Source organism: Sphingopyxis sp., assembly GCF_036675685.1.
GTDB lineage: Bacteria > Pseudomonadota > Alphaproteobacteria > Sphingomonadales > Sphingomonadaceae > Sphingopyxis.
The window spans coordinates 1-14,388 of the sequence record NZ_JAKFEM010000005.1 but is presented as its reverse complement, the minus strand read 5'-3'; the positions used below and the strand labels follow the sequence as shown (position 1 = coordinate 14,388).

General features: G+C 65.9%; 14 protein-coding genes and 1 pseudogene. 10 read left to right on the top strand and 5 right to left on the bottom strand.

Features of this window, described 5'->3' with window-relative positions:
* Positions 1-45 precede the first annotated feature (45 nt).
* From V6M50_RS02255 to V6M50_RS02230, 6 genes are all read left to right on the top strand, one after another.
* Complete coding sequence (locus tag V6M50_RS02255) at positions 46-510, top strand: PTS sugar transporter subunit IIA (RefSeq protein WP_332816911.1); 465 nt, start codon at positions 46-48, stop codon at positions 508-510.
* Positions 511-531: 21 nt separating this feature from the next.
* Positions 532-870: a DUF1491 family protein gene (locus V6M50_RS02250; protein ID WP_332816910.1), complete on the top strand. Its 339-nt coding sequence runs from the start codon at positions 532-534 to the stop codon at positions 868-870.
* A 190-nt stretch (positions 871-1,060) separates the two neighbouring features.
* Positions 1,061-1,726, top strand: coding sequence for a cell wall hydrolase (locus V6M50_RS02245; RefSeq protein WP_332816909.1), 666 nt, complete (start codon positions 1,061-1,063; stop codon positions 1,724-1,726).
* 164 nt (positions 1,727-1,890) lie between these two features.
* On the top strand, positions 1,891-2,517 hold the full coding sequence (locus V6M50_RS02240; RefSeq protein ID WP_332816908.1) for a DUF4136 domain-containing protein: 627 nt from the start codon (positions 1,891-1,893) through the stop codon (positions 2,515-2,517).
* Positions 2,514-3,623, top strand: coding sequence for a M14 family metallopeptidase (locus tag V6M50_RS02235; protein ID WP_332816907.1), 1,110 nt, complete (start codon positions 2,514-2,516; stop codon positions 3,621-3,623). The genes V6M50_RS02240 and V6M50_RS02235 overlap by 4 nt, the downstream gene beginning before the upstream one ends.
* Complete coding sequence (locus V6M50_RS02230; RefSeq protein WP_332816906.1) at positions 3,620-4,099, top strand: GNAT family N-acetyltransferase; 480 nt, start codon at positions 3,620-3,622, stop codon at positions 4,097-4,099. Before V6M50_RS02235 ends, V6M50_RS02230 begins: the two co-directional genes overlap by 4 nt.
* 275 nt (positions 4,100-4,374) lie before the next feature.
* Here the strand turns inward: V6M50_RS02230 and V6M50_RS02225 are convergent, their stop codons facing one another.
* Positions 4,375-4,830, bottom strand: coding sequence for an Hsp20 family protein (locus V6M50_RS02225; protein WP_332816905.1), 456 nt, complete (start codon positions 4,828-4,830; stop codon positions 4,375-4,377).
* Positions 4,831-5,021: 191 nt separating this feature from the next.
* On the opposite strand from V6M50_RS02225, the gene gpmA reads away from it, so the two are divergent.
* Positions 5,022-5,708: a 2,3-diphosphoglycerate-dependent phosphoglycerate mutase gene (gene gpmA / locus V6M50_RS02220; RefSeq protein WP_332816904.1), complete on the top strand. Its 687-nt coding sequence runs from the start codon at positions 5,022-5,024 to the stop codon at positions 5,706-5,708.
* A 97-nt stretch (positions 5,709-5,805) separates the two neighbouring features.
* Here the strand turns inward: gpmA and V6M50_RS02215 are convergent, their stop codons facing one another.
* The 3 genes from V6M50_RS02215 to V6M50_RS02205 all read right to left on the bottom strand — a co-directional run bounded on the left by V6M50_RS02215 (position 5,806) and on the right by V6M50_RS02205 (position 9,573).
* Entirely contained in the window at positions 5,806-7,896 is a 2,091-nt protein-coding gene (locus V6M50_RS02215) for a TonB-dependent receptor (RefSeq protein ID WP_332816903.1), read from the bottom strand.
* A gap of 160 nt (positions 7,897-8,056) precedes the next feature.
* Entirely contained in the window at positions 8,057-8,899 is an 843-nt protein-coding gene (gene dapD, locus V6M50_RS02210; protein ID WP_332816902.1) for a 2,3,4,5-tetrahydropyridine-2,6-dicarboxylate N-succinyltransferase, read from the bottom strand.
* A complete protein-coding gene (locus V6M50_RS02205) occupies positions 8,896-9,573 on the bottom strand; it encodes a pyrimidine 5'-nucleotidase (RefSeq protein ID WP_332817143.1) in 678 nt (225 codons plus the stop codon). Before V6M50_RS02205 ends, dapD begins: the two co-directional genes overlap by 4 nt.
* Before the next feature lie 249 nt (positions 9,574-9,822).
* On the opposite strand from V6M50_RS02205, the gene V6M50_RS02200 reads away from it, so the two are divergent.
* Positions 9,823-12,159, top strand: a complete 2,337-nt coding sequence (locus V6M50_RS02200; RefSeq protein ID WP_332816901.1) for a S8 family peptidase — start codon at positions 9,823-9,825, stop codon at positions 12,157-12,159.
* Positions 12,160-12,200: 41 nt separating this feature from the next.
* Positions 12,201-13,502 carry a metal-dependent hydrolase family protein gene (locus V6M50_RS02195; RefSeq protein ID WP_332816900.1) on the top strand — a complete coding sequence of 434 codons (1,302 nt, stop codon included), beginning with the start codon at positions 12,201-12,203 and terminating at the stop codon, positions 13,500-13,502.
* Positions 13,503-13,505: 3 nt separating this feature from the next.
* On the opposite strand, the gene V6M50_RS02190 is transcribed toward V6M50_RS02195, so the two are convergent.
* Positions 13,506-14,006 carry a DNA-deoxyinosine glycosylase gene (locus V6M50_RS02190; RefSeq protein WP_332816899.1) on the bottom strand — a complete coding sequence of 167 codons (501 nt, stop codon included), beginning with the start codon at positions 14,004-14,006 and terminating at the stop codon, positions 13,506-13,508.
* Positions 14,007-14,153: 147 nt separating this feature from the next.
* On the opposite strand from V6M50_RS02190, the pseudogene V6M50_RS02185 reads away from it, so the two are divergent.
* A pseudogene (locus V6M50_RS02185) lies at positions 14,154-14,388 on the top strand (hypothetical protein); the annotation flags it as partial.

Genomic DNA, 14,388 nt, shown 5'->3' with positions numbered 1-14,388 from the left:
GATGACTTGGCAGCGGCCGGCGTTTTACAAGATTTGACCAGACCGATGAACCTTTCTTCCCTTCTTTATCCCGCGACCGTGCGCGCGCATGTGCAGCTCGATTCGAAAAAGGCGCTTTTCCCCTTCGTGGGCGATCTCGCCAGCCGTTCGCTCGGCCTCGACGCGGGCGAAGTCAGCGAGGCGCTGCTCGAACGCGAACGGCTCGGTTCGACCGGCTTCGGCCGCGGCATCGCCCTGCCCCACGCCAAGATGGCCGACCTCACCGGCGTGCGCGGCCTGTTTCTGCAACTTTCGCGTCCGATCGATTTCAGCGCGGTCGACGGCCTGCCGGTCGACCTGCTCTTCATCCTGCTGTCGCCGCTCGATGCCGGCGCCGACCATCTGAAGGCGCTCGCCGGCGTGTCGCGCATGCTGCGCAACGAGGCGATCGCCGAACGCCTGCGCGGCGCAAAGAACGACGAAGCGCTCTATGCGCTGCTCGTCGACACCGAAGCGCGTGACGCGGCGTAAAGCCGCGCAGCGAGTCTTCCCGTGGCGCGGCTGAAAAGCCGTTTCCTCGTCGATCTGTTGCTGCGTCGCACCGAAGCGGCAGGCGGCTTTGCAACGATTCTCGCCAAGGGCGACGAAACGTCGGGAATCATCCTCGTTCAGTGCACCGATCGCGGCGAGCCCGGCCCGCTGCTCGAACGGCGCTTTTCGGCGGGCGGCCACTATATCTGGGAGGCCGTTGGTCCGGACGACCCCAATGATGGGGAATCGCGCGCAAATTATCAGGATCGGCGGCGCCAGGCCGATCCCGACATGTGGCTGATTGAACTGGACATCGCAGATGCGCCACAACTCGTCGCGGAGTGGGCCGCGTTAACTTGACTCTGTTGCAGCGCACAATAAGTGGCGCGCATTCGATAACGCGTAGGTCGTTCCGTGGGTTGTATCGCCTTGATGCCCCGGCAAAACGGTTTGGACACGCAGTCGGACGATGACCGCAGGTGAAATTGGGCCCTAGCCCCCCACCTGTTTTGAGAGGTTCGGTTCATCGGCCGCACTTTTGACGGACAATATGAGTCGCATTTTGAATGGAGCCAGCGTGGCTGCCGTCGGCATGACCGCCGCCACCATGCTGTTTTTGGCTGAACCCGGCTTTGCAAGCGATCTTGCCGCCGACGCCAATATCCCCGCTATCGTCCTGCCGGGCGCCGACGCGCCGGCCGCGGCCGAAAAGGCGGATCTGTCGACCGAGGCCGAAGCGCCGATCGATGACATCGACAAAAAAAACGAAGCGCCTGTCGCCGAGCCGAAGCCGGCTCCGTTGACCGCCGATTCGCTCGCCGAGCTCGTGGCTGCGACGCCGCGTCCCGCCGACCTCGATCCCGAACTGCGCTGCCTCGCCGGCGCGGTCTATTTCGAATCGCGCGGCGAATCGCTCCCCGGCCAGCTCGCGGTCGCGCATGTCGTGATCAACCGCGCCCAGTCGGGCCGCTTTCCCAAAAGCCTCTGCGGCGTCGTGCACCAGAAGAGCCAGTTCAGCTTCGTACGCGGCGGCAAGATGCCCGCGATCCGTAATGGCGCGCAGTGGAACAATGCCGTCGCGATCGCGCAGATCGCACGCGACGGCAGCTGGAAGAATCACGCGCCGGGCGCGCTCTTCTTTCACGCACGCTACGTCTCGCCGGGCTGGCGCAAGACGCGCGTCGCGCAAATCGACAATCACATCTTCTATCGCTGAGGCGATTGGTGCGGCACAAACCGCGCCCCTCCCATTCGCCACCCCGGACCTGATCCGGGGTCCATCCGCGCCACCGTCGATGGATGCCGGGTCGAGCCCGGCATGACGAAGCGATAGACATCCCGTTCATTGCCAAGCCATATTTCGTGGCGCATGATGCGGGGATGACGCGTCCTCTTTCCGTCGCCCTGCTTTGCGCAGCGGCGCTTTCGCTCGGCGGCTGCGCCACCGCGGTCCCGCCGGTCGAAGTTACCCGGTTCCACGCCGCCGCCCCTGCGGGCTGGGCGCCGGGCACGCGCTATACCGTCGATAGCGCGCCGCTCGGCGATGCCGCGGCGATGGTTGGCACAAGCCAGCCGTCGCTCGAATGGAACAGCTATCGCACCGCGGTCGAACAACAGCTGCAATTGCAGGGGCTGGTCGCGGCGCCCGACGGCGCGCGCGCGCCGCTTAAAGTCCGCATCGGTTTCGACCGCATGGATCGAGAGAGCGTCGCGAAGCGTTCGCCGGTCTCGGTCGGGGTCGGTGGTTCGACGGGCAGTTACGGCTCGGGGGTCGGGCTCGGCATCGGGCTCAACCTCGGCGGCGGACCCCGCAAGATGCAGGATCTTCAGCTTGCGGTGCGCATCGACGACAGCGCCAGCGGCCGCGCCCTATGGGAAGGCCGTGCGCTTGCCGCGGTGCCGGTGAAGGCGCCCGCGTCGCAGCCGTCGCTCGCCGCGGCGAAATTGGCCGAAGCCTTATTCAAGGACTTCCCCGGAGAATCGGGACGCACTATCAGCGTCAAATGACTATCAGCATCAACGCCGCTTTCGACAGCGGCAACATCGTCGTGGACAGCATCGACGGCAGCTCGGCCCGCCTGTCCATCCGCAAGGATCGCGAATCCGATTTCTTCCAGTGGTTTCACTTCCGCGTGTCGTGCGCGGTGGGCGACGCGCTCGAACTCGCGATCACCGGCCTCGACGCCTCGGCCTATCCCGACGGCTGGCCCGGCTACGCCGCCTGCGCGAGCACCGACCGCGAAAACTGGTTCCGCCTCGACACCAACTATGAAGCCGGCACGCTGACGATCCGTCACACCGCCGAAAGCCCGATCCTTTACCTCGCCTATTTCGCGCCCTATTCGATGGAGCGTCATCACGACCTTATCGCCTCGGTTGCCGAGTGCGAAGGCGTCACCTATCGCTGCCTCGGCACCAGCCTTGAGGGCCAGCCGATCGACTGCCTCGAAATGGGCAGCGGCGATACGCAGGTCTGGCTCTATGCGCGCCAGCATCCGGGCGAGAGCATGGCCGAATGGTGGATGGAAGGCGCGCTCGAAAAGCTCACCGACCCCGCCGACCCGCACGCGCGTTCGCTGCTGCAGAAATGCCGCTTCCATATCGTCCCGAACATGAATCCCGACGGGTCGTGCCGCGGACATTTGCGCACCAATTTTGCCGGGGTAAATCTCAACCGCGAATGGCACGAGCCGACCGCCGAGCGCAGCCCCGAAGTTTTATGCGTGCGGAATGCAATGGACGAGACCGGCGTCGACTGGGCGATGGACGTCCATGGCGACGAGGCGATCCCCGCGGTCTTTATCGCGGGCTTCGAGGGTATTCCGTCGCTGAAGGCCGAGCAGACCGACAAGTACAAGGCGTTCGAGGCGGCACTCGCCGCGAACACCCCCGATTTCCAGGTCGATCTGGGCTATGCCGAATCGGCGCCGGGCAAAGCCAATCTCTCGATGTCGACGACGCAGCTCGCCGAACGCTTCGGCGGGGTGTCGATGACGATCGAAATGCCGTTCAAGGACAATCGCGACCTGCCCGACCCTGTCGCCGGCTGGTCGCCCGAACGCTCGAAACTGCTCGCGCACGCATGCCTTCAGACGCTCGACCAGATGCTGTGAGTCCCAATGCGATCGGGGCCTGGCGGATCGTCGTCGACGATCTGTCGGGCGCGCCGATCCGCGCGCTGCTCGAACAGCATTTTGCGGGGATGCTGGCAAATTCGCCGGCGGACAGCTGCCACTTCCTCGATTTCGACGGGCTCAATGCGCCCGATGTGACCTTCTGGTCGATCCATCGCGGCGATGAGCTGGCGGGATGCGGGGCACTCAAGATGCTGGGCGCGGCGCATGGCGAGATCAAGTCGATGCGGACGTCGGATGCTTTCCTGCGGCAAGGCGTCGCGGCGCGCATGCTAGACCATATCATGGTGGAGGCACGCGGCCGGGGGCTGAAGCGGCTCAGCCTCGAAACCGGGTCGGGCCCGGCGTTCGAACCCGCGCTCGCGCTCTATCGGCGCTATGGGTTTCAGGACTGCGAACCCTTTGCGGACTACAAGCCTGACCCGTTCAGCCGCTTCATGACGCGGATGCTCTGAGAGAGTTTCGCACAAAGGCACAAAGACACGAAGATGTCGCGTTTGCCGCGAAGCGACCTTTTCCTTGCGACGTCGCATCAAGGCGCATCGTCGATGAAAGGAAGAGCCTGACGGCTCACAGCTTCCTCTTCGTGTCTTTGTGCGAAACAAATAAGGACGCGGCCTCGGCCACGACGCATCGCTTGTCGGGCAAGCTGCCTAAACGGAAACGGGGCCCGGAAGGGACTCCGGACCCCGTTGGTGATGCCCCACGGGGCATTGTGGCGAAGGGTGCGTTACGCGGCCTTCTTTTCCTCGATTACCGGCTGGGCGCCGCCGATCGCGATCTTGTGCGGCTTCATCGCCTCGGGCACTTCGCGCACCAGGTCGATCGCGAGCAGCCCGTCCGACAGGTCGGCCTTTTCCACGCGCACGAAATCGGCGAGCTGGAAGCGGCGCTCGAACGCGCGCGTCGCGATGCCGCTATAGAGCAGCTGGCGTTCCTCGCCCTCGGCGACCGGCGCCTTGCGGCCGCTGACGGTCAGCATGTTCTGCTGCGCGGTGATATCGATCTCGTCGGACTTGAATCCCGCGACCGCAACCGTGATGCGGAAATGGTCGTCGGCGATCTTTTCGATGTCGAACGGCGGATAATTTTCGGCGCCCGAACCGCCCGTCTCGAGGAAATCGAACAGCCGGTCGAACCCGACGGTCGAGCGGCGATAGGGGGTCCAGTCGAAACTGTTACGCATTGGGTCATTCCTTCCTTGAAAAAGCGAAGTCTGCGACCGCGGCGCCTGTGCCGCGATCGCCACCCGGCCCCGTTCCGGCGACCGGATGATCCGAATCTGGGATGCAAAGAAATCATTTCAAGGGGAGCGGTGGCCCTGCCGTTCGCGCCGCGCTATGGGGCGGCGAATCCTCTCCAATCGAAGGACAGTCCATGCCCCAGCTCATCCTCATCCGTCACGGCCAGTCGCAGTGGAATCTCGAAAACCGCTTCACCGGCTGGTGGGATGTCGATGTCACCGAAAAGGGCGTGGCCGAGGCGTGGGCCGCGGGCGAACTGATGAGGGCCAAGGGGATCGCGCCCGACATCGGCTTCACCTCGGTCCAATCGCGCGCGATCAAGACGCTCAACCTCGCGCTCGAGGCGATGGGGCGTTTGTGGCTCCCCGTCACCAAGGACTGGCGCCTCAACGAGCGCCACTATGGCGGTCTCACCGGGCTCGACAAGGCGGAGACCGCGGCGAAGCACGGCGACGATCAGGTGAAGATCTGGCGCCGCAGCTTCGACATCCCGCCGCCCCCGCTCGATGCCGGTTCGCCATATGATCTTGCGAACGATCCGCGTTACGCCGGCATCGCGATTCCCTCGACCGAGAGCCTCAAGGACACGATCGCGCGCGTGCTCCCCTATTATGAAGCGGCGATCGTGCCAGAGCTCGCCGCGGGCAAGACGGTGCTGATCTCGGCGCACGGCAACAGCCTGCGCGCGCTGGTCAAGCATCTGTCGGGCATTTCGGACGCCGACATCACCGGGCTCGAAATCCCGACGGGGCAGCCGATCGTCTATGAGCTGAACGACGATCTGACCGCGCGCGAACGCTATTACCTCAGCGAGCGATAAGCCTACTTCGTCATTGCGAGGAGCGAAGCGACGCGGCAATCCAGAGTGTGCGGTAACCGCTCTGGATTGCTTCGCTTCACTCGCAATGACGGAACGATTAAAGCGTCCCCGTCACGGTCAGCTGGAAATATTGCCCGAACTTGCGCTGGCGGCTTTCGCTAAACGCAATCGGCCCGTCGCGCCGGTCGACGAAGACGGTGCGATCGAACCCGTCCCGCATTCCGGCGAGGTTGCGGTACGACAGCTTCACGGTGAAGCCCGCGACATCCTTGTGCTCGACAAAGGCGGTGACGAACGGCCCGTCGGTATATTCATGCTCGATCGCGCCGAGCCGCAGGTTCGGGCTGTAGCGTTCGTCGAAATAGCCCGCACCCCACGCGAGATTGGTGCCGGGGACATCGTGGCGCAGCGACAGATCGACGATATATTCCTGCCCCTCGCTCTGGTCGCGCCATAGCCCGGTCAGCGGATCGCGCACGCGGTTGCGGCGCCAGGTCAGGTCGCTGTTGATCCGCGCGCCCTTCCAGCCCAGCCGGTCGAGCAGCAGCGTCGCCTTCGAACTGATGCGATAGAGATGCGCGGGCGGCAGATTGCCGCGGCCCTCGGTCGTCGGCGACAGCGGGATCTGGTCGACGAGATCCTGCGCATAGGCATAAGCGAAGGCGACCGAGGCATTGCCCCACGCGCCCATGTCCTGCACAAATTCGAGCTCGGTGCGATTGACCACCGGCGGGACGAGCAGGCCGTTGCCGCCATTGCCCTGCCCGTTCGCGACATCGACCGAACTCGCGAAATCGAAAAAGTCGAGCTGGTCGACGCGGCGCTGCGCGAACCAGTTGATCGTCGTCTTCGCGCCGACCTTCCACGCCAGTGCGAGCTTGCCCTTCGGCCGGATAAAGTTGCGCGTCAGCCCGCCCGGACCCGACGAGGTCAGTTCGCTATATTCGGCGCCGAGGTTGAGTTGCGCGGTCAAATTGGGGGCGAGCGACCGGCCCCAGGTCAGCGACGCCTCGCCGCGCTTTTCCTCGACCCGGGTCTTTCCACCGCCGAAGACGACGGGCAGGAAGCTGCCATTGGGCTGGAGCGTCGCGAGCTCGGCGTCGACGTCGAGCGTGTTGTACGCGCCCTCGAGCGCGACCTGCCAGTCGGTGCCGCCCGCGGTGCGCCAGCTATATTCGCCGCGCAGGATCGATTCGCTTTCGTCGGCGGTCTGCTTGAAGCGCTCGCCACTGCGTCCGCCGATCTCGCGCTCGACGATGAAGCTGTCGACGAACGGACTATGCTCGAACCGGTAAAGTCCGATCAGCTTGAGCCGGCCCTTGCCCAGCCCCAGCTCATAATCGCCGCCGATGTCGAAATTATGCTCGTCTTCGGTAAATTTGAACGTCTCGCGCACCGTACCGTTCGCGGGCCGGACCGAGGTGCCGCGTACCGATTCGTCGAGTATCTGCAACTGGCCGCCGAGGTTGAAATTCCACTTGTTGCCGGCCGTCGTCGTCCGCGCGAGCGCCAGCGCGAGCCGTGGCCGTTCGCCGTCATAGGCGCCGAACTCGTCGCGCGTGAACAGCAGCACGCCGCCCCCGTCATAAACCTGTTCGGGGCCCCAGTGACCCTTACGGCTCGCTTCATTCTTCAGGCTCAGCGTTACGTTGGTGCCGCCGATCTTGCCCGTCGTCGAAATCTCGCCGTTCAGCCAGTTCTTCTCGAGCCGCGGGCGCCATTCGGGCTGCCAGCGGATCGTGGTCTTGAATCCGCCGCTTCCCGCGCCCGCGATCAGCACGACATTGGCGACCTGTCCGGTCAGCCCCGGAACGTTCAGCCCGGCGCCGTCGACGATGTCGATATAGGCGACCTCCGCCGCGGCGATGCGCGCCAGCGCGGTGCGCGCGTCGGTCGACTTGTTGGCGATGCGCGCGCCGTCGATCAGCACATTCTCGGTCGCTGCGCCCAGCCCGCGATCGCCGCCGTTGGTTCCGGTGACGATCAGGAAGCCCGGCACCTTCTCGACCATGTCGAGCGCGGTGCGCGGCGCGAAGCGCGCGAAGTCGGTGGGGGTATAGCGTTCGGCGCCATTCACCGGAACGGGGATCGCGGGCGGCGCGTCGCCGGTGGATTCCTGCGCCGCGACCGGCGCGACCGACAGCAAGGCCGCAATGGCAAGCGATGACCCGTGAAGAACGGCCGACATAATTCCCCCTCGCGGCCGCTATCGAAACAGATGGCCTCCCCAATCGCGAATAGTTCGCAATAATTTTATTGTTATTCCATGTCTACCAATGCCCGGTGCAGTTCGACGAGTGTCGGAATTGATCCTCCCTGTGGCGAAGCCATAGGGAGGATTATTTGCCTCAATCGCGCAGCAGTTCGTTGATCCCCGTCTTCGCGCGCGTCTTGGCATCGACGCGCTTGACGATCACCGCGCAGTACAGCGACGGCCCCGGGCTGCCGTCGGGCAGCGGCTTGCCCGGCATCGCGCCGGGAACGACGACCGAGTAAGCTGGCACCTCACCGATGAAGATTTCGCCCGTCGCGCGGTCGACGATCTTGGTCGACGCGCCCAGATAGACCCCCATCGACAGCACCGCGCCCTCGCGCACGATCACGCCCTCGGCGACTTCGGCGCGCGCGCCGATGAACGCGCCGTCCTCGATGACGACAGGCCCGGCCTGCAGCGGTTCGAGCACGCCGCCTATCCCGGCGCCGCCCGACAGATGGACGTTGGCGCCGATCTGCGCGCAGCTGCCGACCGTCGCCCATGCGTCGACCATTGACCCCTCACCGACAAAGGCGCCGATGTTGACAAAGCTCGGCATCAACACCGCGCCCTTGCTGATAAAGGCGCCGCGGCGGACGATCGAACCGGGGACGGCGCGGAAACCCGCGTCGCGAAAGCGGTTCTCGCCCCATCCGGCGAATTTCGACGGCACCTTGTCCCACCAGCGCGCGCCGCCGGGACCGCCTTCGATAAGTTCCATGTCGTTGAGGCGGAACGACAGCAGCACCGCCTTCTTCAGCCACTGGTTGACCTGCCACGTGCCGCCGGCGTCGCGCTCCGCAACGCGAAAGCTGCCGTCGTCGAGTCCGGCAAGCGCGGTCTCGACCGCCTCGCGCACCGCGCCCTGCGTTGTCAGGCCCAGCGTGTCGCGCGCGTCCCATGCGGTTTCGATCGTGGTTTGCAGGTCGGTGCTCATGAAATTCCCCATGGTAAAGGCAGGCTATCGAGCCAGTCGGCGATGTCGTTGACGTGGAAATCGACCTGGTCCGGCAGGTGGTCGCGATGGCCGCTTTCGCTGCCATTGTCCAGCCAGACGGTGGTCATTCCCAGCGCTTTTGCCGGGGTCAGGTTGCGCGCCATATCCTCGACGAACAGGCTTTTCGCCGGATCGATTTCCAGATGCGCGACCATTGCGGCATAGGCGGCCGGGTCGGGCTTGGGCGTGTAACGGGTGATACGGATGTCGCAGATGCCGTCGAACAGGTCGGCGATCCCGCGCGCTTCGAGCACGCGCGCCGAATAGTCCGCGTCGGCATTGGTAAAGATCAGGCGTCGGCCGGGCAGCCGCGCGAGCCCGGCGCGCAATCGCGCGTCGACCGTCAGCCGGTCGAGCGCGATGTCGTGGACATCGACCAGGAACGTCTCGGGGTCGACGTTGTGATGGCGCATCAGCCCGGCCATCGTCGTGCCATGGTCGTGGAAATATTGCTTCTGCACCCGCCGTGCCTCGACTGCGTCGACGTTCAGCAGCCGCATGATGAAGGCGCCCATGCGCGCATCGATCAGGTCGAACAGCTTCGCCGACGGCGGGTAGAGCGTATTGTCGAGATCGAAGATCCAGCAATCGATATGGTCGAGCGGCGCGGGCATGGTGCCCGGCCGCATAAAGGCTGCGGCGTGTGGCGGCAAGGCAGTCCGTTTTACCTTCCGGCAACGTCTATGGCGCAAGATCGGAAGATGTTATCTTGACCGCCATCCCGGCGAAGGCCGGGATCTCAACGGCGCGTCAAAACGAGAGAGGTCGAGATCCCGGCCTTCGCCGGGATGACAAAAGTCAGGGGAACGGCCATGGCCGACGCGGACCGACGCAGCTGCATCCGATGGATGGCAGGGCGGCCTTTGCCCATTCTGCTGAGCATCGCAGCGCTGTCGCTCGCCAGCTGCGGCGGCGGCGGCGCGCGTCCCGCGCCGACCCCCGCGCCGCCGCCCGCTCCCGCACCGACTCCCACGCCGACACCAACCCCCACGCCCACTCCGCCGCCGACGGGCAATTTCAACACTGCAGAGGTTCGCCGCTCCGACGGGGTCAACTTCCACGGCGCGATCACCGCCTATCAGGCGGGCGCGACGGGGCAGAATATTCTCGCCGGGGTGATCGACGACGGCATCGACCAGGACAGCCCCGAATTCGCCGGACGCATCTCGCCTGCTTCGGCCGATGTTGCGGGATCGCGCGGCATCGATGGCGAGGGAAGCCATGGCACCAATGTCGCGCAGGTGTTGCTCGGCGGAAAAAATGACGCCGGCACCATGGGAATCGCCTTCAACGCCAATCTGCTCGTGCTGCGCGCCGACCGGCCGGGCAGCTGCGCGACGGAGGATCCGTCGAACGACGAAAGCGGCTGCCGCTTTCCCGAAACGGCGATCGCCGCAGGGCTCGACCGCGCGGTCAGCGCGGGCGCGCGTGTCGTCAACATCTCGCTCGGCGGCGAGGACGCGCCCGGCGCGACGCTCCGCGCCGCGGTGGCGCGCGCGACCGCGGCGGGGATCGTCGTCATCCTGTCGGCGGGGAACGAGGGCGATACCACCGCGAACGGCAACGATCCGAACACGCCCCAGCCCTTCGCGCAGGGGATGCGCGACGCGGGCGGCGGGCTCGTCATTATCGCGGGCTCGGTCAACGTAAATGGCGCGAGTTCGGGTTTCAGCAACCGCGCGGGGGCTTATGCAGGCTCCTATCTGTCGGCACTCGGCGAGGGCGTCTGCTGCGCCTATGAAAATGGTGTGCTGAAGACCGAGGGCGGTTTCGTTTTCCTGCTCAACGGCACCAGCTTTGCGGCGCCGCAGGTCGCGGGCGCGGTGGCGCTGCTCGCGCAGGCCTTTCCGAATCTTTCGAGCCAGCAGATCGTGCAATTGCTCTATCAATCGGCGCGCGACGCGGGCGCGGCGGGCGATGACGCGGTCTTCGGTCAGGGTATCCTCGACATCGCGCGCGCTTTTCAGCCGGTGGGGGCGACGACGCTCGCGGGGACGTCGACCGCGGTCCGGCTCGATACCGCGCTCGGCATGCTCGGCGGCCCGATGGGCGATGCCGGTGCGAACCGTCCCGGGGCGACGGTCGGGCTTGTGTCCGACGGATTTGGCCGCGCCTTCAGCGTCGACTTTGGCCAGTCGCTGCGCCAGCGCCGCCCCGACTTCAGGCTGTCGGGCGCGCTCGGCGGGCTCGTGCGCCAGCAGAGCGCCGCGAGCCAAGCGACCGCGCTGTCGCTCGTCACCGCGCCGGGCGTGGGCGACGGCGACGCGCTCGCCGGCCTCTCCTTCCACGATGCGCAACGCGCGCGCACCCTCGCCGCCTCGGTCGTCACCCGCCTCGATACACGCACCCGTCTGGGTTTCGCCGCCGGGCGCGGCGTCGACGGCCTGCTCGCGGGCGAGCGCGGCGTATCGGGGCATGCGATGCTGATCGGCGACGCGGCGCACGAAGGGCTCGGCTTTGCCGCCCGCCCCGGTATTGGTACCCTTCTCCGATATAATATATCTTATAATCAATATGTTAATGTAACTGCCGAAAGCGGATGGGTATCGGGTTCGCGCTGGCAGGACGACCCCCTCCTCCGCTACCGCTCGGGCCGCGACAGCCGCTACCAGCGCGTCGGCGCCGCATGGGACGCGCGCTTCGGCTCCGTCCGCACCGCGCTCGGCGCCAGCTGGCTGCGCGAATCGGACAGCCTCCTCGGCGCCCGCCTCGGCCCCGTCTTCGGCGCCGGCGGCGCGACCAGCCTTGTCGGCGATGCCAGCCTCATCCTCGATATGCGCGATGATTGGCAAGTTGCCGCCGCGTGGCGCCAGATGTGGACGCGCCCCGACAGCCATGGCCTCGTCGCGGGCGGCGCGCTCTGGTCGTCGGCTTTCTCGGTCGATATCGCCAAGGCCGGGCTACTCACTTCGGGCGACCGCGCCGCGCTCCGCTTCGCGCAGCCGCTCCGCGTGTCGCGCGGCGGTATCGACCTGATGCTCCCGGTCGCGCATGATTATGCCAGCGGCCGCACTGATTTCGGCCGCCGCACTTATCATCTTGCCCCGACGGGCCGCGAACTGGTGGTCGAGGCGAGCTATCTCGTCGCGCTTCTTGGTGGCGATTTGACTGCCAACGCCTGGTGGCGGCGCGACCCCGGCCATATCGCCGCGCTCCCCGACGACCGCGGTGCGGCGCTGCGCTTTACGATGGGCTTCTGATCGGCTTTAACCGTCCCGAACGACTAACAGAGGATGCGCAGATGAAGCCGATATTTTTCTTCCCGCTTGCACTCGCCGGGGCGTTGGTCACTGCGCCACTGGCGGCGCAAGCGCCCGCGCGCACCTTCATTCACGCCGGCCAGCTTCTCGCCGAACCGGGCAAATCCGCGCGCGGCGCGTCGACGATCATTGTCGAGGGCGGCAAGATCGTGTCGATCGTCGACGGCTATCAACCCGCCGACCCCGGCGCGACCGTCATCGACCTCAAAGACAAATATGTCCTCCCCGGCCTCATCGACAGCCATGTCCATCTGACCAGCGATGCCGGCGGCCTCGCCGGGCAGCTCGAGGAGATCACGCTCAGCCCCGCGGCACAGGCCTTCAATGCCGAGTCCAATGGCATGAAGACGCTACGCGCGGGCTTCACCACCGTGCGCAACCTCGGCGACGGCGACGGCGCGACGCTGGCACTCAGGGATGCGATCGCCGCGGGCAAGGTGCAGGGGCCGCGCATCGTCGATGCGGGCAACAGCATCTCGGGCAGCGCGGGGCATATGGATGGATCGCTCGGTTATCGCGACGAGCTCCGCCCCTTCTTCGCGGGCGCGGGCAACACGTGCAACGGCGCCGACGACTGCCGCCGCGCGGTGCGGCTGCAGATCGGCCGCGGCGCCGACGTGATCAAATTCGCTTCGACCGGCGGGGTCAACAGCCGGATCGGCGCTGGCCTCGGCAAGCAGATGTTCGATGACGAGGCGCAGGCGATCGTCGACACCGCGCATATGTTCGGCAAGAAAGTCGCGGTCCACGCGCATGGCGCCGACGGCATCCGGCTGGCGCTCGATGCCGGCGCCGATTCGATCGAACATGGCACGATCCTCGACGAAGCAACGATCGCCGCCTGGGTGAAGTCGAAAGCTTATTATGTCCCGACGCTGTCGACGGTGAACGGATATAAGGAACGCATCGCCGCCAATGCCAACGCCTATGAACCAGACGTGCTCGCCAAGATCCAGTGGCGCATCTCGATCACGGGCAAGAGCCTGCAGCAGCTTGTCCCGCGCGGCGTGCGCATCGCCTTTGGCACCGACGCGGGCGTGTCGAAGCACGGCCGCAACGGCGACGAGTTCGAGCTGATGGTCCAGAACGGCATGACGCCGACCGCGGCATTGGTGGCGGCGACGGTCAACGCCGCCGACCTCCTCGGCCTGTCGAACGAGATCGGGACAATCGCCCCGGGCAAGAGCGCCGACATCATCGCTGTGGCAAGCGACCCGATCGCCGATGTGACGGTGCTCAAGAAGGTCGATTTTGTGATGGCACGCGGCGAAGTCGTCGAGTGACGCTCAGTCGGTCAGGGTGTCGCGCAGGGCCCGCCATTCCTCCAGCTTGGCTGCATAGCCGCGGGTGTTGGCGGCGCTGCTCGACGGCAGATCGATCAGGGTGACGCCCTTCGGCGCGGGCAACTGCTGCCGTCCGATCGCCGCGGCCTTGCCGCCGTTGAACGCGACGATGCGGAGGTCGGGCAGCGTCGCCACCAACGCGGCGAGGTCGTGCGGGTCGGCCTCGCGGATGTCACTGTCGCTGCTCGTTCGCCGCTCGGCGGTGCGGATGACGTCCCACAGGCCGACGCGGGCTTCGCGCAGCGCGGCCAGCCGGTCGTCATAGGCGAGCGCCGCCAATGGCATACCGACGACCTCGCCGAGCAGCCGCCAGAACTGGTTCGTCGGATGTGCGTAATATTGCCGCGCGACGAGCGAGCGCGCGCCGGGCAGGCTACCGAGGATCAGCAGCCGTGTGTCGGGCGCGGCATGCGGGGCAAAGCTGGCGTGGCGGACGGCGGGCATTGCCGACCGTTAGCCCAGCCCGAGCGGCGCAACAATCTTGCTTCGCCCTTGACCGCACCCTTGACCGGGGAGGGAATCACCGCTAGGGGCGCGCTCGACCGAAAAGGGCAGTTTGCTGCCTCTTTCAGTTGCAACAGCGCTTGAACATTGCTGGCGCGGATGGAGCCTCCGGAGGATCAATGCGATTCCCCCGGGGTCTTTTGCTGTTATCAGGTCGGCCTTTTCCGCCAGTTTTGGTGGGTTACGGACCGGAGCTTCATCCACCGCAGTACAGTAACCGTTCGCTTTGATGGGCGGACATTTAAAGGTGAAGCATTCATGCCCACGATCAACCAGCTGGTCCGCAAGGGCCGGACTCCCCAGAAGGTGAAGTCCAAGGTCC